The 20,397-nt window shown below is 69.5% G+C and carries 17 protein-coding genes; 10 read left to right on the forward strand and 7 right to left on the reverse strand.

Going from position 1 to position 20,397, the window contains the following annotated elements:
• Positions 1–6: 6 nt before the first annotated feature.
• Positions 7–651: an alpha/beta hydrolase gene (locus tag V5F48_RS05560; RefSeq protein WP_394257897.1), complete on the reverse strand. Its 645-nt coding sequence runs from the start codon at positions 649–651 to the stop codon at positions 7–9.
• Between the two features lie 102 nt (positions 652–753).
• The gene (locus tag V5F48_RS05565) at positions 754–1,698 is read right to left on the reverse strand and encodes a ring-cleaving dioxygenase (RefSeq protein ID WP_394257898.1); all 945 of its coding nucleotides are present in this window, start codon (positions 1,696–1,698) and stop codon (positions 754–756) included.
• Between the two features lie 319 nt (positions 1,699–2,017).
• Here V5F48_RS05565 and V5F48_RS05570 point away from each other — a divergent pair, with 319 nt between their 5' ends.
• From V5F48_RS05570 to V5F48_RS05580, 3 genes are all read left to right on the forward strand, one after another.
• Positions 2,018–2,293: a hypothetical protein gene (locus tag V5F48_RS05570; protein WP_394107615.1), complete on the forward strand. Its 276-nt coding sequence runs from the start codon at positions 2,018–2,020 to the stop codon at positions 2,291–2,293.
• Between the two features lie 348 nt (positions 2,294–2,641).
• Positions 2,642–4,006: a tetratricopeptide repeat protein gene (locus V5F48_RS05575; RefSeq protein ID WP_394257899.1), complete on the forward strand. Its 1,365-nt coding sequence runs from the start codon at positions 2,642–2,644 to the stop codon at positions 4,004–4,006.
• A 12-nt stretch (positions 4,007–4,018) separates the two neighbouring features.
• Entirely contained in the window at positions 4,019–5,017 is a 999-nt protein-coding gene (locus V5F48_RS05580) for a FecR family protein (RefSeq protein WP_394257900.1), read from the forward strand.
• 184 nt (positions 5,018–5,201) lie between these two features.
• Here V5F48_RS05580 and V5F48_RS05585 read toward each other — a convergent pair whose 3' ends face one another.
• Complete coding sequence (locus tag V5F48_RS05585; protein WP_394257901.1) at positions 5,202–6,380, reverse strand: glycosyltransferase; 1,179 nt, start codon at positions 6,378–6,380, stop codon at positions 5,202–5,204.
• A gap of 360 nt (positions 6,381–6,740) precedes the next feature.
• Between V5F48_RS05585 and V5F48_RS05590 the strand changes: the two genes are divergently transcribed.
• The 7 genes from V5F48_RS05590 to V5F48_RS05620 all read left to right on the forward strand — a co-directional run bounded on the left by V5F48_RS05590 (position 6,741) and on the right by V5F48_RS05620 (position 14,375).
• Complete coding sequence (locus tag V5F48_RS05590; RefSeq protein ID WP_394257902.1) at positions 6,741–7,748, forward strand: ABC transporter substrate-binding protein; 1,008 nt, start codon at positions 6,741–6,743, stop codon at positions 7,746–7,748.
• A 22-nt stretch (positions 7,749–7,770) separates the two neighbouring features.
• Positions 7,771–8,397, forward strand: coding sequence for a glutathione S-transferase family protein (locus V5F48_RS05595; RefSeq protein WP_394257903.1), 627 nt, complete (start codon positions 7,771–7,773; stop codon positions 8,395–8,397).
• Positions 8,398–8,439: 42 nt separating this feature from the next.
• The gene (locus tag V5F48_RS05600) at positions 8,440–9,222 is read left to right on the forward strand and encodes an ABC transporter ATP-binding protein (protein ID WP_394257904.1); all 783 of its coding nucleotides are present in this window, start codon (positions 8,440–8,442) and stop codon (positions 9,220–9,222) included.
• A gap of 7 nt (positions 9,223–9,229) precedes the next feature.
• On the forward strand, positions 9,230–10,000 hold the full coding sequence (locus tag V5F48_RS05605; RefSeq protein ID WP_394107953.1) for an ABC transporter permease: 771 nt from the start codon (positions 9,230–9,232) through the stop codon (positions 9,998–10,000).
• A gap of 4 nt (positions 10,001–10,004) precedes the next feature.
• On the forward strand, positions 10,005–11,408 hold the full coding sequence (gene xdhA, locus V5F48_RS05610; RefSeq protein ID WP_394257905.1) for a xanthine dehydrogenase small subunit: 1,404 nt from the start codon (positions 10,005–10,007) through the stop codon (positions 11,406–11,408).
• Positions 11,405–13,699, forward strand: coding sequence for a xanthine dehydrogenase molybdopterin binding subunit (xdhB, locus tag V5F48_RS05615; protein ID WP_394257906.1), 2,295 nt, complete (start codon positions 11,405–11,407; stop codon positions 13,697–13,699). The genes xdhA and xdhB overlap by 4 nt, the downstream gene beginning before the upstream one ends.
• A 124-nt stretch (positions 13,700–13,823) precedes the next feature.
• Positions 13,824–14,375 carry an invasion associated locus B family protein gene (locus V5F48_RS05620; protein WP_394107607.1) on the forward strand — a complete coding sequence of 184 codons (552 nt, stop codon included), beginning with the start codon at positions 13,824–13,826 and terminating at the stop codon, positions 14,373–14,375.
• Between the two features lie 94 nt (positions 14,376–14,469).
• Here the strand turns inward: V5F48_RS05620 and V5F48_RS05625 are convergent, their stop codons facing one another.
• The 4 genes from V5F48_RS05625 to bfr all read right to left on the reverse strand — a co-directional run bounded on the left by V5F48_RS05625 (position 14,470) and on the right by bfr (position 20,342).
• Positions 14,470–16,437 (reverse strand): AsmA family protein, encoded by a 1,968-nt coding sequence (locus tag V5F48_RS05625; RefSeq protein ID WP_394257907.1) that lies wholly within the window; start codon positions 16,435–16,437, stop codon positions 14,470–14,472.
• Positions 16,438–16,569: 132 nt separating this feature from the next.
• Positions 16,570–18,318, reverse strand: a complete 1,749-nt coding sequence (locus V5F48_RS05630; RefSeq protein WP_394257908.1) for an ABC transporter permease — start codon at positions 18,316–18,318, stop codon at positions 16,570–16,572.
• A gap of 46 nt (positions 18,319–18,364) precedes the next feature.
• Positions 18,365–19,438, reverse strand: coding sequence for an extracellular solute-binding protein (locus V5F48_RS05635; RefSeq protein ID WP_394257909.1), 1,074 nt, complete (start codon positions 19,436–19,438; stop codon positions 18,365–18,367).
• 424 nt (positions 19,439–19,862) lie between these two features.
• Positions 19,863–20,342: a bacterioferritin gene (gene bfr, locus V5F48_RS05640; RefSeq protein ID WP_282642417.1), complete on the reverse strand. Its 480-nt coding sequence runs from the start codon at positions 20,340–20,342 to the stop codon at positions 19,863–19,865.
• Positions 20,343–20,397 lie beyond the last annotated feature (55 nt).

A 20,397-nucleotide genomic window follows, 5' to 3' on the forward strand; every position in this document is an offset into this window, starting at 1 on the left:
GGGCCGTCACACCTTGCCGATGCGGGCGATAAAGTCCTGGGCGGCGGTCAGGTCGGCGGAGGTGAGGCCGTGGCCGGCCGGCAGGGTCCTGTGCTCCACCTGCGCGCCGCGCGCCGAAAGCAGGGTCGCGAGCCGGGCGGCGTTCTCGGCGGGCACGATGGGGTCCATGGCGCCGGAGAGCATCAGCACGGGCGTTCCGGGCAGTTCACCCGCAGGTGGGTTGGAAAGCGGCACCATGGCGCGCAGCAGCACCGCGCCGGCGAGCGCCTCGGGCCGCAGCAGCATCAGAGCCGCGGCGATGTTGGCGCCGTTGGAGAAGCCCACCGCTACCGGCGCAGCCAGGCCATGGGCGGCGCGGGCGGCGGCGATGAAGTCCGCCAGATCATGGGCGCGGCGCACCACGTCCTGTTCGTCGAACACGCCTTCCGCGAGGCGGCGGAAGAAGCGCGGCATGCCCCCCTCGCTCACCTGCCCGCGCGGCGACAGCAGGGCCGCGCCGGGGGCGATCATGCGGCCGAGGGGCAACAGGTCGGCTTCGTCGCCTCCGGTGCCGTGGAGCAGCAGCAGCGGCGCCGCGCCGGCATCGGTGGCGGGCTCGAAGCGATGGGTGAAGGCGAGGGCGGGCGGGTCCCGGGTGAGGGTGGAAGCCATGGGAGGTACCTCGCGGCTGGTCCGATCCGATCGGCAGCGCAGCCGTCTTTCAGGCAAAGGGGACAGGCACCCGGCCGCGCAGGGCGGCCGGATGAGTTCGGGTCAGGCGACGGCGGGCAGCGTCGCCTCGATCTCGGCGCGATGGGCCTCGTACTGGGCCGGCAGCTTCAGGGCCTCGCCGAGGCTTTCGGGGGCCTCGTCCACCGCGAAGCCGGGATCATCGGTGGCGATCTCGAACAGCACGCCGCCCGGCTCGCGGAAATAGACCGAGCGGAAGTAATTGCGGTCCCGCTGGCCGGTGACGCGGGCGCCGTGATGGGCGGTGAGGCGCTCGACCATTGCGGCCTGGGCGGCATCGTCGGCGGCGCGGAAGGCGATGTGGTGCACGCTGCCGCGCCCCTGCCGGCCCGACAGGAAGCCGCCGGCCTCGCGGATATCCACGATGGTGCCGATCTGGCCGTCGCCCTCCGTCCCCGCCGCGGTGAAGCGGATGCGGGTGCCCTCACGGCCGGTTTCGACAAAGCCGAACACGTCGGTGAGGATGGCGGCGGTGGGACCGGCCTCCTTGAGCAGCAGGGTCACCGAGTGCAGGCCGCGAATGGCATGCTCCGCCGGCACCTCGCCGCCGCTCCAGGCGGGCTCCGCGTCGATGCCGGGCACCCCCACGAGGGCGAGGCGCATGCCGTCCGGGTCCTTGAAGCCGACGACCGAGGCGCCGAAGCGCTTCTCCGGCAGTTCCGGGGCCAGGCCGCGGGCGATCAGGCGACCGGTCCAGTAGCCGATGGAGGCCTCCGGGATGCGGAACGCCGTCTCCTGGGCCTCGCCGACGCCGGCGCGGCCCGCGTCGGCCTGCTCCCACGGGAAGAAGGTGAGGATGGAGCCGGGGCGGCCGGCGTCGTCGCCGAAGTAGAAATGGTAGGTGCCGGGATCGTCGAAATTGACGGTCTTCTTCACCAGCCGCAGCCCGAGGATGGCGGTGTAGAAATCGAGATTGCGCCGGGCCGAGCCGGCGATGGCGGTGACGTGATGAAGGCCCTTGCTGGTCATGATGCCGATCTCCTGGCCGGTGGCGTCCGGCGTTGGAGCTAATTTAAGCAATGAACTTGTGATAAAAAGTACGACTTCATTGCACGCATGCAATATAGGTGTGCGTTGCTGGCGCTTTCGGCAAGGCTTTGGTGGCTTCAGCGGAAAGGACGAGAAGCCGCTGGTTGCTTTTCCGCGGGAGCGGCGCCCAATGCCGGGAAGACTCGCGATCGGGTGCGGGAGAGCTTGGATGGGTTGCCTCGCGAGCCCGGCAATGCGGTCTTGACGGAACAAGCCGCTCTCCGGCGGTTTCAAGCCGGGCGGCAATGGGGAGGGTCCAATGACGACATTCAAGGCAAATGCGGTCCGGCTCGCCGTTCTCGGCGCGCTGGCGGGCGCAGGGCTCATGGCGACCGCGGGCACCAGCGAGGCGGTGGTCTATTGCAGGACCGTGGGCTACCCGAAGGGCTGCGTCGCGCGGGCACCCGCCGCCGTGGTGGTGCGCCCGGCGCCGGCTGTCGTGGTGGCGCCAGCCGCCGGAGCCGTTGTGGTGGCGCCGCGCCGGGTCATCTATTGCAGCCGTCCGGGCTATCCCCGCGGCTGCGTGGTGCGCTGAGCGCGCATGGCGGACGTCGTGTTGCGTCCGAGGTGACGCGGCGTCCGCACGGTTCTAACTGCGATTCTTGATCAATCCGGCCCGCGCAGAGATGCGGCGGTAGCAAGGTGACGCACGCCAGACGTGCCTGTGACAAAAATGCTCTTCCTGACAGGAAATGTTCAGTATGTTGGACGTTTCCGGCCGCTCCGGAATCCCTTTTCCCGGGGTGAAGTGTTAAGGAGCACTTAAGGGCAAGGGGCGGGGCCTTGCCAGCAAACGCCGGAGAGATCAGGCATGCTGGTAGTGCGGATACATGCGGACATCAGGAAGCGATCGGTCGCGCTGGCGACGGGTCTCAGGCGCGCCATGGGGGCCCTTGCGGTGGGCGCCCTGACCGTCGGGGCTATGACCGTCGGGGTCCTGACGCTGAGTGGCGTGCCGGGCATCGGCGTCGAGCGCGCCTATGCGCAGCAGACGGCTGTCGCCAATGCCGACCCCGAGTTCAACACCCTGTTTCACCAGTCCATGAAGCGCCCGGCCGACGTGGACCTCGCCTTCCGGCTGGCGCGGCGCGCCATCGAGGTGGGTGACTACGAGGCGGCCATCGGCGTCTACGAGCGCATCCTGTTCTACAATCCCAATCTGGTGCGGGTGAAGCTGGAACTGGCGCGCCTCTATTACCGGCTCGGCGCCTACGAATCCGCCCGTTCCTATTTCGAGCCCATCGCCGAGGCCCCGGTGCTCACCAGTGCCGAGCGGGACAATATCGCCGCCTATCTGGTGGAGATTTCCCGGCGGCTCGATCCCAACCAGATCACCGTCTATGCCCAGGTGGGCGTGCGCTACCAGTCCAACGCCAATTACGGCCCTTCGAGCCGCCTCGTGCTCGGGCAGGACCTGACGGCGCTCTTGCCGCCCGGCGCCACCAAGCAGGCGGACGGCAACGCCTTCGCCCTCGCCACGGTCCGCCACGTCTACGACTTCGGCAACCAGCGCGGCGATGTCTGGGAAAGCAACGCCAACCTTTACTATTCCCAGCAGTTCCAGCTGGAGAACCTCAATCTCGGCTATGCCGAATTCAACACCGGCCCGCGCTTCGCGCTTTTGCCGGACCAGTTGCCCGGCTCCTCGGTGCGGGCCTATGTGATCGCCGGCGGCATCGCGCTGGGCGGCGACAGCTATCTTGGCACCTATGGCGCGGGCGTGTCGCTCTATGCGCCGTTCAGCATGTATTTCGCCGTCGAGCCGTTCGCCGAGGTGCGCCAGCGCGAGTACCAGAACTCGCGGGACTATCCCACGGCCAGCCTGCAGAGCGGCGACATGTGGACCCTCGGCGCCAACCTCTCCGGCCGGCTCACGGACGCCTCCGGCTGGCGCGCGCGCCTGGCCTACAACAATGCCAGCGGCGACCTGCCCTGGTATTCCTACGACAATCTCGCCTTCGACCTTGCCGCCCCGGTGGAATTCCAGGGCCTGTGGGGCGTGCGGCGGTGGGTGGCGATCCCGAGCGTCGGCTATTCGCGCTACAGCTATGACGCGCCGAACCCGTTCATCAACAGCTTCATCACCCAGCAGGATAACCAGTATCGCGTGGGTCTCGCCCTCGACGTGCCGGTCCACGAGCAATGGGGCCTGCTGACGCAGGTCCAGTACAGCTGGTCGCAGTCGACGCTGCCGAACTACGGGTTCGACAATTTCAGCGTCACCGTCGGCCCGAACGTCCGGTTCTGAGGAGCGACGCCCATGCCCATCAGCACCCCTGCGCGGCTTCTGGCTTCCGTCGCCTCCCTCGCCCTCATCGCCGCCACCGGCCCGGTCCTGGCCCAGAGCCCGTCGGTGGGCACCGCCGCCGCGGTCAACCCGCGCTCCACCGGCTCGGGCACGCGCACGCTGGAGCTTGGCTCCAACATCGTTCATCGCGAGCGCATCGAGACCAGCGCCTCCGGCAGCGTCCAGGTCCTGTTCGTGGACAAGACCACCCTGAACATCGGCCCCAATTCCAACCTCCTGATCGACGAATTCGTCTACGACCCCAACGCCAAGAAGGGGTCCATGGCCATTTCCCTCACCAAGGGCGCGGTGCGCTTCGTGGGCGGCAATGCCAGCCATACGGACGGGGCGGAGGTGAAGACCCCGGTGGCCACCATCGGCATCCGCGGCGGCGTCGCCGCGATCCTCCATCGCGATGGCGAGACGCAGGCCATCCTGCAGTTCGGCACGCTGACCATCGTCGGCCCCTCGGGCGAGACAGTGGTGGTGCGCCGGCCCGGCTTCATGGTCACCGTCAGCCGCGCCGGCATCGCCGGGCCGACCCGCGTGCCGCAGGGCCAGATCGACGCCATCATCGCCCAGACCCGCAGCCGCACCGGCCAGAACGGCGGCCGGCCCGAGCCGACGCCCGACGTGACCGGCATCGACCGCGGCTCCAGCCATCCCTGCTCCATCCCGGTGCAGGGCCAGACCACGATGGACCTTGCCGCCGCCTCCTGCCGCTATGTGAACACCGACCTGAAGGGCGAGGCGGACCTCATCGCCCAGCAGGCGGCGCAGCAGAACCAGGGCAACGTGCTGATCCCCCTCGTTCCGCAGAATCCGTGCCCGCCCTACAGCTATGGGTGTGGAGGTGGCGGCGGCTATTTGGCGGCGGCACCGCTGGTGCCGCAGCTGCCGCAGCCGCCGCAGGGCGGTCCCACCGCGCCGGGGGGCTTCGGCGGCCCCCGGGGGCCGCGCGGCGGCTTCTGAGGGCGCAATCCGGTCTCTGGTCGTCCGGACCGGTCGATCTGACGGCAGATCCGGTTCGGGAGAGCGCCTCCCGCACCCACACTGACGGCAGGCATACCACCGCGCAGGCGCGCCGGACCCGGCCTCCCGCGCGGTGCGGTGCTGTTTCCGCGCGGCGGGATGCGGCTTTGAGGTCGCGCTTATTTCAGAGCAGGGCGAGGCAGCGCCGGGTCAGCACGTCGAGGGGATCTTCGGCCAGCATCGCCCGGTGCATGCGCCCCGCCGCCTCGGCCATGAGGTGGACATCCTCGTCCTCGTGCATGGTCCGGATGGTCTCCGCTGCGACCCGCACCCGGGGATCGAACAGCGGCAGGTTGAGGCCGAGGCCGGCGGCGGCAAGGCATTCGCCATTCAGGTAATGCTCGCCGTGGACGCAGAGCGTCACCTGGGGCACGCCGGCGAGGAGCGCCTCGGTGGCGACGCCCGCGCTGCCCTGGTGCAGCACCAGCCGGCTGCGGGCGAGAACCTCGGCCATGGGTGCCGGCCGCGCGTGGACGCGCGCGCCCGCCGTGCGCAGCGGCTCCATCAGGCCCGGCTCGGCGCCGGGAACATAGATCTCCAGCTGTGGCCCAAGGGCGCGCAGGGCCTCCATGACGTCGGGCCGGCCGGCGACCTGGGGGTGGAGATAGGCGAAGATGCCGCGCGCATCGGATCGCGCCGGCCCGATCTTTTCCCCGAGGATCGGCCCTTCCGCCTGCCTGTCCCGCAGGTCGGCATAGGGATCGATGAGCGGGAAGGTGCGCACGAACACGTCGTCCCCCGCGAACAGCGCGCCGATGCGCTCCAGCGGCGCCATGCCCTCGTCGGCCAAGGCGGCATTGACGCTTGCCAGCAGGTCGCGGTCGTGGTGGAGGGGAGGCGCGAAATCGTGCAGCGCGGGCATCTCCTCCAGGTCCGACGGCGGCAGGCAATAGGCGGTGCCGACCTGCATGATGGCGCAGCGCCCCCGCGCGGCCGGGGCGGCGAGGGGGGCGTAGTCGCACACCATGAGGTCGGGCTGCTCGGCATCAAGGATGACGCGCCAGCCCCTCAGGGCCGTCCGCACGCTGGCGGTGTCGCGCAGCCCGGCGCGCCCGAGGCTGTCGCACAGGGTGGCGGATGCGGGGCGGGTGTCGTCCGGCCGCTGCACCGGGGGTGGCCAGATCGGCGACTGCATCACCCTGATGCCCGCCTCGGCGAGGGGCGCCGACAGCTGCAGATAGCGGACCGCCGCCGCCACCTCGACCCCTTCGGCCATAAGCCGGCGGCCGAGGCGCGCAAGCTGGGTCGTATGGCCGAATCCGGCGCCCTGCTCCCAGGCCATCAGCACGCGCCTTGCCCGCATGGTCCGCTGCCTCCCCGGCCGCTTCTTCCGGATCTCCGGTGTCCGGGATGGCCGAGGCAGGCTGACTTGTCCAGCGCGTCGCAATGCGCAGGATCATTGCGCGGCACTGCGACAGATGCTCAATGTATAAGCACGCGGGAGCGTTGACCTGCGATGCGTGCAGCCGACCTTCCGGAGGGCAAGCCTGCTGGCGCGGGCAGGGGCTGTTGCGGCGCCGGGAACGCGCCATTGGTTCGCAGCTTGGCACGCCGGTTGCTGCTCCGGCGGCAGGCGTGCGGGACACGCCGCGTCGCCCGGGTCGGGCGCGATGGACGGGTGCCGACGAAGCAACAGGACCGGGATCCCCGGGAGGAGCCTTGCATGACGCCGTTGCGTACTCTTCTGGCCGCCGCGCTCACCCTTCTCGCGGTGGCGCCGGCCGTGGCCGAGACCGACGTGAAATTCGCCCTCGACTGGAAGTTCGAGGGGCCGTCCGCGCCCTATTTCGTGGCGCTGGACAAGGGCTACTACAAGGCCGAGGGGCTCAACGTCACCATCGATTCGGGTCCCGGCTCGGTGGCCGGCATCGCGCGGGTGGCGGCGGGCACCTATCCCATCGGCTTCTTCGACATCAATTCGCTGATGAAGTTCCGCGACCAGAATCCGGACAAGAAGGTCATGGCCGTGCTCATGGTCTATGACGAGCCGCCGTTTTCCATCGTCACCCTGAAGAAGACCGGCATCGCCAAGCCGAAGGACCTGGAGGGCAAGACCCTGGGGGCGCCCGCGCCCGACGGCGCCTTCGCCCAGTGGAAGGCCTTCGTGAAGGAGAACGGCATCGACGCCGACAAGGTGAAGATCGAGAACGTCGGCTTCCCGGTGCGCGAGCCCATGCTGGCGGCGGGGCAGGTGGACGCCATCACCGGCTTCTCCTTCTCCTCCTTCTTCAACCTGCGGCAGAAGGGCGTGCCCGCCGACGACATCGTGGTGATGCTCATGTCCAAATACGGGCTGGTGCTCTACGGCAACGCCATCATGGTGAATCCGGACTATGCCAAGGCCCATCCGGAGGTGGTGAAGGGCTTCGTGAAGGCCACCATCAAGGGCATCATCGAGACCGCGCGGGACCCCAAGGCCGCCATCGCCTCGGTGATGAAGCGCAACGAGACGGCGGACGAGGCCATCGAGCTGGCGCGCCTGGAAATGGCCCTGCGCGACAACATCGTCACCGCATGGGTGAAGGCCAACGGCGTCGGCGACGTGGACCCGGCGCGGCTCGCCAAATCCATCGACCAGGTGGCCGTCACCTACGACTTCAAGGCCAAGCCCACGGCGGCGGACATCTTCACCGGCGCATACCTGCCGCCGGCCGCCGAGCGGAAGATGTGAGGCGGGAGCGATCGGATCGGCCATGCGCATCTACGGCATGAACGGGTCGGGCAATTGCTGGAAGGCGGCGCAGATTCTCAGCCTCACCGGCCACGCCTTCGAGTGGGTGGAGACGATGAGCGGCGCCGCCGGCACCCGCTCGGCGGACTTCCTCGCCCTCAATCCCGTGGGCAAGGTTCCCGTCGTCGTGCTGGATGACGGGACGGCGCTCAGGGAAAGCAACGCCATCCTGCTGCACTTCGCGGAAGGCACGCCGTGGCTGCCGCCGCCGGGCCTTCGCCGCACCCGCGTGCACGAGTGGCTGTTCTTCGAGCAGTACAGCCACGAGCCCTATATCGCGGTGGCGCGCTATCTGAAGTCGTGGCTGCGGCAGGCCCATCTCCACGAGGCGCGGCTGGCGGACTGCGCCATCCGCGGTGCCGCCGCGCTGGATGTCATGGAGCAGTACCTCGCGGGCCAGTCCTGGCTGGTGGGCGAGGGGCCGACCATCGCCGATCTCGCCCTGTTCGCCTACACCCACCGCGCCGAGGAGGCGGACTTCGACCTCGCGCAGTGGCCGGCGGTGCGCGCCTGGGTGGAGCGGGTCGCCGCGCTGCCGGGCATCGCCGTCATCCCGCCGCTCGCCGAAATCCTGCCCCGCGCCAGTTGACGATGGCGGCTGCGCGGCCGCTCCAGATCCGAAAGGCACGTCGTGATCGCCCTCGACAACGTGACCCTCACCTATCCCGGCCGCACCGGCCCGGTGACGGCGCTGGCCGGCACCACGCTCCATGTGCGGCGGGGCGAGTTTGCTGCCGTGGTGGGGCCATCCGGCTGCGGCAAGTCCACGCTCATGAAGCTGGTGACGGGCCTCATCCGGCCCACCTCCGGCACCGTGGCGGTGGAGGGCAAGCCGGTCACCGGCCCGGTGAAGCTCGCCGGCATGGCGTTCCAGAACGCCAACCTGCTGCCGTGGCGCACCGTGCTCGCCAACGTGATGCTGCCGCTGGAGATCGTGCCGCCCTACCGCCAGCGCTTCTCCCGCGACAAGGCTGCGTTCCAGGACAAGGCCATGGCGCTGCTCAACGTGGTGGGCCTCGGCGCCTTCGCGGACCGGTTTCCGTGGGAGATGTCGGGCGGCATGCAGCAGCGCGCCTCGCTCTGCCGCGCCCTCATCCACGAGCCGGCGCTCCTGATGCTGGACGAGCCATTCGCGGCGCTGGACGCCTTCACCCGCGAGGAATTGTGGTGCGTGCTGCGCGACCTCTGGCAGAAGCTCGGCTTCACGGTGATCCTGGTGACCCACGATTTGCGCGAGGCCGGCTTCCTCGCCGACACCATCCATGTGATGAGCGCGCGCCCCGGCCGCATCGTCGAGACGCGGACCGTGGACTTCCCGCGCCCGCGGGACCTCGATGTCTGCTACACGCCGGACTTCACCCAGCTGGTGCACGAGCTGCGCGGCAAGATCGCCGAAGCCCGGCAGGCGGCCTGAGATGAAGATGAAGCTCTCCGCCGAGGATATGGCCCCTGTCGCCTTCACCGTGGCCCTGTTCGTGATCTGGGAGGCGGCCTGCCGCCTGTTCAGGATCGACACCTTCATCCTGCCCGCGCCCACGGATATCTTCGCCGCTATGGGCAAGTACTGGTGGCCGCTGCTCAAGAATTCCTTCGTCACCTTGTGGACCACCATGGCCGGCTTTGCCATCGCGGTGGTATTCGGCATTGCGCTGGGCATCGTGGTGGGCTGGTCGCGCACCATCTATCGCGGGCTTTATCCGGTGATGATCGGCTTCAACTCGGTGCCCAAGGTGGCGGTGGTACCCATCCTCATCATGTGGTTCGGCATCGGCGAAATCCCGGCCATCCTCACCGCCTTCCTCATCTCCTTCTTCCCCATCGTGGTGAACGTGGCCACCGGCCTTGCCACCACCGAGCCGGAACTGGAAGATGTGCTGCGGGCGCTGGGCGCCTCCAAGCTCGACATCATGCGCAAGGTGGGCATCCCGCGCACCGGGCCCTATCTGTTCGGGGCGCTGAAGGTGGGCATCACGCTGGCTTTCGTCGGCGCGGTGGTGTCGGAGACCATCGGCGCCAATGCGGGGGTGGGCCATCTCATGGTGCAGGCGGGCTCCAACTTCCAGATGCCGCTGGTGTTCGCCGGCCTGATGGCACTCGCGATCCAGGGCATCCTCATGTACGCCGTCTTCGCCGCGTTCGAGCGCCGCATGGTGGCCTGGGCGTTCCGCTCCTCCACCGGCGCGGGAGGATGACGGGGTGGCCATCGCCTTCCTGCTGAACGGCGAGAGCGTGCGGGAGGCAGCCGCCGCCCCCTCCATGACCGTGCTCGATTATCTGCGCACCCGCCGTCATCTCACCGGCACCAAGGAAGGCTGCGCCGAGGGCGATTGCGGCGCCTGCACCATTGCCATCGGCCGGGCGGAGGGGCAGGGGGTGCGCTGGCAGGCGGCCAATGCCTGCCTCATGCTGCTGTCGCAGCTCGACGGCGCGCTGGTGAAGACGGTGGAGGGGCTGGGGCAGGGCGATGCGCTGCATCCGGTGCAGCAGGTGCTTGCCGAGAGCGACGGTACCCAATGCGGCTTCTGCACGCCAGGCATCGTCATGTCGCTCTATGTGCTCCAGCAGGATGGCGCGCCGGACGATGCGGCCATTCACGAGGCGCTGGCGGGCAATCTGTGCCGCTGCACCGGCTATCGCCCCATCGTGGACGCCGCCCGCGCGCTGTGCTCTGCGCCGCGACCCGCCGCGCCGGCTATCACCCTGCCGCCATCGAGCACGGCCCATGGGGCTGCGGGCGAACTGCATCTGTTCCCGGACAATCTGGCCGATCTCGTCGCCCTGCGCGCCACCCACCCCGATGCGGTGCTGATCGCGGGGGCGACCGACCTCGGTCTTATTCCCTCGAAGCAGCGGCGGGGCTTTCCCCTCGCCCTCTCCACCACACGCGTGGCCGAGCTGAAGCGCATCGCGCGGGAAGAGGGCGCCCTCGTCCTCGGCGCGGCGGTGACCTATGCGGACGCGCTCCCGGCGGTGGACGCGGCCTTCCCGGCCTTCGGCGCGCTCATCCGGCGCATCGGCTCGCGGCAGATCCGGGCGCTGGGCACCTTCGGCGGCAATCTCGGCACCGCCTCTCCGGTGGGCGACACGCTGCCGGTGCTCATCGCCCTCGATGCGCAGGTGGAACTGGTCGGCCCGGCTGGTTCACGCTGGATGAAGGTGGATGATTTCCTCACCGGCTATCGCGCCACGGCGCTCGGGCCGGACGAGGTGATTGCCGCCATTCGCCTGCCATACCTCGCCGAGGGCGAGCAGGTGTTCATCTGGAAGCTGTCCAAGCGCCACGACCAGGATATCTCAACGGTGCTCGCCGCCTTCCGGGTGCGGATCGCCGATGGCGTGCTGGTGTCGCTCACCGCCGCGTTCGGCGGCATGGCCGAGCGGGCGAAGCGGGCGCGGGCGCTGGAAGCCGTCCTCACCGGCGCGCCCTGGGCCGAAGCTCCGCCGGAGGGCATCGCGGAGGCGCTCGCCTCCGATTTCGCCCCGCTGTCCGATCACCGCGCCAGCGCCGCCTATCGCCGGACGGCAGCGGCCAATCTGGTGCGGCGGCTCCATCTCGCCACCACTCGGCCGGACGTGGCGCTGGAGGTCCATACCCTATGAGCCGCACGGTCCACGTCCCGGCCCGGCACGAGAGCGCCAGCGCCCATGTGAGCGGGCGCGCGCTCTATCTCGACGACATGCCGGAGCCGCCGGGCCTGCTCCACGGCGCGCTGGTGCTGAGCCCGCACCCCCATGCGCGCATCGTTTCCATCGATCTTTCCGCCGCCCGCGCCCTGCCCGGCGTGGTGGCGGTGGCGGCGGGCGACGTGCCCGGCGTCAACGACATCGCCCCCATCCGCTCCGGTGAGCCGGTGCTGGCGCAGGGCGTGGTCGAATATGTGGGCCACCCGGTGGCCGCAGTGGCCGCGCCGACGCTGGATGAAGCCCGCGCCGCCGCCGCGCTGGTGAAGATCGAATACGAAAAGCTGCCCGCGCTCCTCGATCTCGACGACGCCCTCGCCGCCGGCGCCCGCGTCGCGCCGGACCAGATGGTGGGCCGGGGCGATGTGGATGCCTCGCTTGCCACCGCGGCCCATCGCATCACCGGGGAGGTGCGCTGCGGCGGGCAGGACCATTTCTATCTCGAAGGCCAGATCGCCATCGCCGTGCCGGGGGAGGACCGCGACATGCAGGTCTATTCCTCCACCCAGCACCCCACGGAAGCCCAGCACCGGGTCGCCCATGTGCTTGGCCTGCCGTTCGCCGCCGTCACGGTGGAGGTGCGGCGCATGGGCGGGGCGTTCGGCGGCAAGGAGAGCCAGGCCACCATCATCGCCGCCATCGCCGCGCTGCTCGCCCATCACTCGGGAAAGCCGGTGAAGCTGCGCCTGCCCCGCGACGTGGACATGGAGGCCACCGGCAAGCGCCACCCCTTCCGCATCCGCTGGGACGCGGGCTTCGATGCGGAGGGGCGGCTCGCCGGCCTCGACCTGGAACTGGCCGCCGATTGCGGCAACGTGGCGGACCTCTCTCCGGCGGTGGTCTCGCGCGCCCTGTGCCATGCGGACAATTGCTATTTCATCCCGGCGGCGCGCTATCGCGGGCTGCTGGTGAAGACCAACACCGTCTCCAACACCGCCTTCCGCGGCTTCGGCGCGCCCCAGGGCATGTTCGCCATCGAGGCGGTGATGGAGGCCATCGCCCGCCATCTGGGCCGTCCCATCGATGAGGTGCGGGCGGCGAATTTCTATGGCGCCGCGCCGCGCAACATCACCCCTTACGGGCAGGAGGTGGAGGACAACATCATCGCCGAGGTGGTCGCCGAGCTTGACGGCAGGGCGGACCTCGCGGCTTGGCGGGGCGACATCGCGGCCTTCAACGCGGCAAGCCCGGTGATCCGCAAGGGCCTCGCCACCATGCCCATCAAGTTCGGCGTGTCCTTCAATCTCACCACGCTCAACCAGGCCGGGGCGCTGGTGCATGTCTACACCGACGGCTCGGTGCAGTTGAACCACGGCGGCACGGAGATGGGGCAAGGCCTGTTCGTGAAGGTGGCGCAGGTGGTGGCGGACGCCTTCGGCATTCCCCTCGATCATGTGCGGGTCTCTGCCACCAGCACCGCCAAGGTGCCCAACACATCGCCTACCGCCGCCTCGTCCGGTTCCGATCTCAACGGCATGGCGGCGCTCATCGCCGCCCAGGAGATCCGGGGCCGCATGGCGGGGGTGGTGGGCACCCGTTTCGGCGTGCCGGCGGAGGAGGTGGTGTTCGCCGACGGGAGGGTCAGCGCGGGCAACCAGAGCCTGTCTTTCAGGGAAGCGGCGAAGCTGGCGTGGCAGGAGCGGGTGCAGCTCTCCGCCGCCGGCTTCTACAGGACGCCCAAGATCCATTTCGACCTCGCCACGGCGCAAGGTCGGCCCTTCTACTATTATACCTATGGCGCGGCGGCGGCCGAGGTGGCGGTGGATACGCTCACCGGGGAGGTGCGGGTGCTGCGGGCCGAGATCGTGCAGGATTGCGGGCGCTCCCTGAACCCGGCCATCGATCTGGGCCAGGTGGAAGGCGCCTTCGTGCAGGGCCTCGGCTGGCTCACCTGCGAGGAGCTGAAATGGGACGCTGCGGGCCGCCTCGCCACCCGCGGCCCCTCCACCTACAAGATCCCCGGCTCGCGCGACGTGCCGCCGGATTTCCGCGTCCACCTGCTCGACCGGCCCAACCGGGAGGAGACGGTGCTGCGCTCCAAGGCGGTGGGCGAACCGCCCTTGATGCTGGCCATCTCGGTCTGGCTCGCCATCCGCGACGCCATCGCCAGCCTTGGCGGGGAAGGACCCATCCGCCTCGATGCGCCGGCGACGCCGGAGCGGGTGCTGGCGGCGGTGGCGGTCCGCAGGGGCCATGCCGGGGCCGGATAAGCCTCGGACCCGAATGATTCCCGTTGCCTCCTGCGCCCCGCGTCGGATATCTCCCCCGATGCCCCGCGCCACAGGCCGGCGAGAGGACGCGACGCAAATGACGAAACCGATGGGGACGAAACCGATGGCGCTTTTCGATCTGCTCCCCGCCTTCCGCCTGTCCGGGATGTCCGCGCTGGTCGTGTCGGCCGTCGCGTTCGCCGCGCCCGCGGCCGCCCAGACCGCCGCTGCGCCCTCCACCGACGCCCCGCCCACCGTGACCCGCTCGGTCCACGATGACTGGACGGTGCGCTGTGCGGGCGAAGCGGAGAAGCGCGCCTGCGAGGCGGTGCAGACCCTTCAGCCCACCGGCGGCACGGGCATCCTCGCCCATATCGCCGTGCGGGCGGATAAAAGCGGCCCGGTGCGCCTCATCGTCCTGACCCCGCCCGGCGTGTGGCTGCCCTCGAACGTGGCCCTCAAGGTGGCGGGTGTCGCCGACGTGGTGCTGACCTTCAAGCGCTGCGGCCAGCATTGCGTGGCCTCCACCGAGCTGGGCAAGGACCAGCTTGCCGCGCTGAAGGCGAGTTCTGGCACCGGCGATCTGGTGTTCGAGGACGGCTCGCGCCATCCCATCGTGCTGCCCCTGTCGTTCAAGGGCCTCGGCGCGGCCATGGAAGCCAGCCTGAAGGGCTGAGGCGGCGTTCTTCCCGCATGGGTCAAGCCCGCGCGGCGATTGAGCCTACCCTCTTGGCACCGGTCGAAGAGGTCGAAGACCGGGGCCGTCGGTATCAGTTGGCGGGCGGCGTCGTCGGCGGCGCGGCCTTATGTCCGGCACCGCCCTCCATGGCCGGCACCGCAGCGGCGGTTCCGGCACGGCCCTTTACCGCCTCAAGCAGAGGCAGGGCGGCGCCCGAACGCTCGATGAGGCTCAGGGGATCGGCCATCACCATGGGCCTGTCCCACGGCCCGCGCACGCTGAAGGGCAGGTCCACGCCGCCGGTCGCCCCCTTGCTGGACGCGGGAATCAGCGAGGCATGGCCGGCAAGGTCGAGGGAGCGCTCGGCGATGGAGATGGTGCCCTCCATGCCCAGGCGCACCTGCTTGCCCTGAAGCTGCATCTCTTCCACCGTCCCCACTCCATCCGTGATGGCGATGCGGCCGGACAGGTCGGTGAAGGCGGTGCGCCCGCCGCGGGCGTCGCTGCCGGCGGAAAGCGGCCGTCGCTCGATGCGCTGGAGCACCTGCGCGGCGTCGAGCCCTGCGAGATAGCCGTTGGCTGCGGAGATGGAGGCGCTGCCCGCGAGGGTGCGGGCGATCCCGGCGACGCTGGCGCCGGCACCCGAAACCTCCACCTGGAGCGTCCCGGTGCCTTCGATGCGGCGCATGCCGGCGATGTCGTCGAGGGACCGGCCGAGGTCCACGTCGGTGGCTTCGGCCTCCAGCCGCACCTCGGCGCCGGTGGCGCGCCGGTAGGGCAGCGCCGGATCCGGCGGGCCGGGCGCAAGGCTGAGCGACGCGCGCAGGAGGCCGCCCCAGCCGGTGGCTTCGCCCAGCACCATGACCAGGCGGCCGCTTGTGAGCACGGCGCTCGCCGCCACCGTGTTCAGCGTGGTCTCGTCCGCCACCACGCGGCCGGCGGACATGCGCAGATCGAGGTCGAAGCCCTCCAGCACCGAAAGGTCGATGGGGTCACGGTCCCAGTTGCGGCCATCGTCGGCGGTCAGGTGGATGCCGCCATAGGGCGTGAGGGTGATCCGATCGGCGGCGAATGTGCCTTGCATCACCGGGCGGCCCTGAACGAGCTTCAGGAGAAAGGCGCCGTCGCCGCGGTTGCCATCCAGTTCCAGCGTGGCGTCGGTCAGGGAGAGCCCGCCATCCTCCAGCGCGAGGTGGGTCGACAGGGCGAACGGGCCGAGCCCGCCGCGGGTCGGCGCCTCGATCCCCGCCCAGTCGAGCAGGTCGCGCAGGGAATCGGCTTCTGCCGACAGGGCGCCGGTGAGGACCGGTGAGGTCCCGAGCGCGGCGCGGCCCTGGAAGCGGGCCTCGGCGCCCGTGGCGGCAAGACTGACTCGTGTCGGAGCGGGGGTGCCGCCGATGAAGCCTGCGGCGTCATCCAGGACCAGGCTTGCGGTGACGCGCTCGTCGCGCCAGTCGAAGGCGACCCCAAGGGAGATGCCGCGTCCGTCCGCCACCCGGTCGAGATTGGCGGTGAGGCCGCTGACCAGCTCCCGCGTCAGGCCGCCGTCGGAGCGCCAGGCGATGGTGCCGTCGACGATCCGAAGCTCCGGCCATTGGGCGGCGGCAAACATGGGGGCCACGGCGAGGGCCGGCGTGAGGCCGTCTCCGGTCAGAACCAGGGTCGGGTGATGGACGATCACATCCTTCACCTCCACCCGGCCGGTGAGGAGCCGCCAGATGTCGAGCCGCGTCACCACGTTTTCGGCGTCGAGGGACTGACCTGAGGGCAAGGGGAAGGAGACCTTGCCGAGCACCACGCGCGGGGAGGGGAAGAGCCGCAGGGCGGGCTCGCCGAGGATCACCACCTTCTGACCGGTGGAGCCGGCGAGCGCATGCACGGCGATGCGGCGCAGCTCGGCGCCCGGCACCACCAGCGGCAAGGCAGCGGTGACCGCCAGCAGCGCAGCCATGACGGCACCGAATACGATCGCCGCCACCACGCCGGCACGGCGGGCATTTTTTCCAAAGCGCAGCATGAAGATCTTGATGGCTCCGATGGCGAAGGGCGCCGCCCGCATACGCCGCCTTCGACCTCGATACGGAGCGGAACCATCCAAGCCCTCTGTGTCGCTTTGATGGCTCCAACGGATGTGAGCGCGGCCCACGTTCGGACGACCGCGCCGCGATTGCCGCCATTCCCTGCCGCTGCGTCAGTCTGCCCCGGAGGGGGAGGCATATTCGGGCGAGGCCGGGCTGCTGCTGCGCACCCGCCCCGCCGAGGAGCGCAAGGCGGAAGCAGACATGCGGGCCAGGAGAATCACCGGTCCCAGCCCGACCAGGAGGATGACGAGGGCGGCCAGGGCCCCGTCCTCATAGGTGCCGCGGGCGGCCTCGCCATAGACGTGGGTGGCGAGGGTCTCCAGCCCCAGGGGGCGCAGGAGCAGGGTGGCCGGCAATTCCTTCATGGCGTCCACGAACACCAGCAGCGCGGCGGTGGCCAGCGCCGGGCGCAGCAGCGGCAGGTGGATGCGCCGCACCGTGCGCGGCTTGGAGGAGCCGAGGCTGCGGGCCGCCATGTCGAGGTGCAGGGACAGCTTGGCGTAGCCCGCCTCGATGCCGCCGATGGGGATGGCGAGGAAGCGGATGGCCAGCGCCAGCACCAGTGCCGCCCCGGAGCCGGAGATCAGCAGCCCGGTGGAGATGCCGAAGGTCTGGCGCAGGGCGTGGTCCAGCGCATTGTCGAAGCCCGCCAGCGGGCTCAGCAGCCCCACCGCCAGAACCGTGCCCGGCACCGCATAGCCCAGGCTCGCGAGGCGGGCGAAGCCGGATGCCAGCGGCGCGCGGGTGAGTCGCTGCGCCAGCGTCACCACGAGGCCCAGCGACAAGGCGAGCGTGGTGGCGGCCAATGCGATGAGCGCGGTGGTGGCGGCCTCGCCGAAGATGCGCTCGGGAAAGCCGGTCTCGACCATCCGCCGCGCGGCGGAAATGGAGAGGTGAACGAAGGGCACGACGAACCCCAGCGTCACCGGCACGGCACAGAACAGCGCCGCGCCGAGGCCGGAAAGGCCGGTGAGCCGGGTGGGGGCCTGCGGGCGGGCCGATCCGGGGGCGACGAAGCGCTTGGCCCGCCGCGCGGCCCGCTCCACCAGGATGAGGGCGAGCACGAGGGTGAGCATCACCAGGGCGATCTGCGCCGCGCCGGGCAGGTTCGAGCGGTTCACCCAGGTGGTGTAGATGGACACGGTGAGCGTGCGCACCCCAAGGAACTCGGACGCGCCGATATCCCCCAGCGTCTCCAGCAGCACCAGGGTGAGGCCGGCGACGATGGCGGGCCGGGCCAGCGGCAGGCCGACCTTCAGGAAGGCGCGCAGGCGGCTTGCCCCCAGCGTGCGGGCCACTTCCAGCGCCGCCGCCGACTGGAGCACGAAGCTCGCCCGCGCCGAGAGGTAGACATAGGGATAGAGCACCGCCGACAGCACCAGGATGCAGCCGCCGGTGGAGCGCACATCCGGCAGGCGCAGGTCGCGCGGGCTGGCGATGCCGAGGACGGCCCGCAGCGCCTCCTGCACCGGGCCGAGCGGATGCAGCACGTCGAGATAGGAGAAGGCGACGATATAGCCCGGCACGGCCAGGGGCAGCAGCAGCGCCCATTCGAGCACCGCGCGGCCGGGGAAGGTGCAGGTGGCCACCAGCCACGCGCAGGGCACCGCGACGGCGAGCGTCACCAGGCCGACGCCGAGCAGCAGCAGCCCGGTCTCCATCAGCGCATTGGGCAGCACCGTGGCGATGAGGTGGGGCCACATGTCCCCCGAGCCTTCCGCCGCGATCGCGCCAAGCGCGATCAGCGGCAGCAGGACCACCAGTGCCACCAGCCCGGCGGCCAGCAGGAGCGGGGAGAACCGCGCCGGCAGGGCCAAGCGGGCCGGTCGCGGTTCCGGGGTGAGGACGGCGTCGGCCACTTCAGCCCCGCTTTTCAGTGTCTGTCGCGCTTTCGGTCTGGCTCCGTCAGTTGTCGAAGCCCACCTTGTCGATCAGCTCGCTGGCGCGCTTGCGGTTCTTGGCGATGTCCACCAGCGAGATGGTGTCCACCTTCAGCGGGCCGAGGTCGGCGATCACCGGATCGATGGTGGCGGTGGCGAGCACCGGATATTCGAGGTTCTGCTGGGCATAGACCGCCTGCATGGCGGGGGAGACGGCGAACTCCAGCAGCTTCAACGCCTCGGCCTTGTGGGGTGCATTCCTGGCCACGGCGGCGCCGGACACGTTCACATGGGTGCCGCCGCCCTGGAAGGTGGGCAGGAGCACGCCGATGCCATCGCCCCACTTCTTCTGGTCGGGGCCGCCCTTGCCGGAGCGCATGAGGCCCACATAATAGGAATTGCCCACCGCCAGATCGCAGATGCCGCCGAGGATGTCGCGCGCGCCCTCGCGGTCGCCGCCGGCCGCCTTGCGGGCGAGGTTGGCCTTCACGCCGCGCAGCCATTCCTCGGTCTTCGCCTCGCCGTGGTGGACGAGATAGGCGGCCACCAGCGCCACATTGTAGGAGTGCTGGCCGGAGCGGATGCAGATCTTGCCCTTCCACTTGGGGTCGGCGAGATCCTCATAGGTGATGGCCGAGAGCTTCACCACGTCCTTGGCGGTATAGACCAGCCGGGCGCGCAGGGAGAGCGCATACCAGTTGCCGTCGGGATCGCGCAAATTGGCGGGGACGGCGGCGGTGAGCGCGGGCGAGGTGACGGGCTGGGTGACGCCGGCATCCACCACGTCGAGCAAATTGCCCACGTCTACGGTCATCAGCACGTCGGCAGGCGAGCTGGCGCCCTCCGCCTTCACCCGCTCGGCGAGGCCATCCTTGATGTAGACGCTCTTCACCTCGATGCCGGTGGCCTTGGTGAAGGCCTCGAACAGGGGAGCGGCGAGGCCGGGCTCACGGGTGGTGTAGACGTTCACCACCTGTTGCGCGCTTGCGGCGTGGGGGGCCAGAAGCGGGCTCGCCAGAAGAAGCGCACCACCGGCAAAAAGGCTGCGCGCGAAGAGATCGCGTGAAAACATGCGGCGCAACGGACGAAACGTGGCCATTGAAATCCCTCTGTGCTTCGGCCGTCGCGAGGCGACGGGAACACGATGGGATTGTGGCTAACCTTTCGCTTTGCGTTCCGTCAACGAAGAAGAAAGCGAGGCGAAAACATTGGAAAGCGTCTAACTCTTCTTTCAAATCATTCCAATTCTAACATGATCCTTCGCCGTCCTGCCGCAGCGTCCGTCTGAGCCTTCGAAGGCGTCGGCATCGGTTGCTGTGACGGCTCCGCGGATCCGTGCCGCCGACCTTGATCCCGGACCTTGATCCCCGGCCTGCGAGGGGCTCCAGATGGCGGCGAAAACGAAAAGGCGGCGGAAACGAAAAGGCGGCGGAAACGAAAAAGCCCGGCGCGAGGCCGGGCTTTTGATTTGTCTATTTGCCTGTCCTGCCTTGCGCCATGGCGCCAGCAGAGTCGCCGGCGACTCAGTCGTCCAGTTCGCCGATGTGGTGCTGGGCGTAGAGCTGGAGGCCGAGCTTGGAAACGAGGTCCAGCTGGGTCTCAAGGAAGTCGATGTGGCCTTCCTCGTCCGCCATCAGTTCCTCGAAGAGGTCGCGGCTCGGGTAGTCCTTCACCGAGTGGCAGTAGGTGGCGGCTTCCTGATAGAGCGCCCGCGCGTCCAGTTCGGCCGCGAGGTCGCAATCGAGGATTTCCTTCACGTCCTGCCCGATCCGCAGCGGATCGAGCACCTGCATGTTCGGGAAGCCGTCGAGGAACAGGATGCGGTCGGTGAACTTGTCCGCGTGCACCATCTCCTCGATGGACTCGGCGCGCCACTTCTTGGCGAGGGCCTTGTAGCCCCAATTGTCGAGCATGCGGTAGTGGAGCCAGTACTGGTTGATGGCGGTCAGCTCCGAGCGCAGCCCCCTATTGAGGTACTCGATAACCTTTGCATCACCCTTCATATTTTGCTCCTGAGGCCTGATGGCATCTTGTTTGGATTCGTTGTTAGACTAATTC

The organism is Xanthobacter autotrophicus ATCC 700552, assembly GCF_043194565.1.
Lineage (GTDB): Bacteria > Pseudomonadota > Alphaproteobacteria > Rhizobiales > Xanthobacteraceae > Xanthobacter > Xanthobacter autotrophicus_F.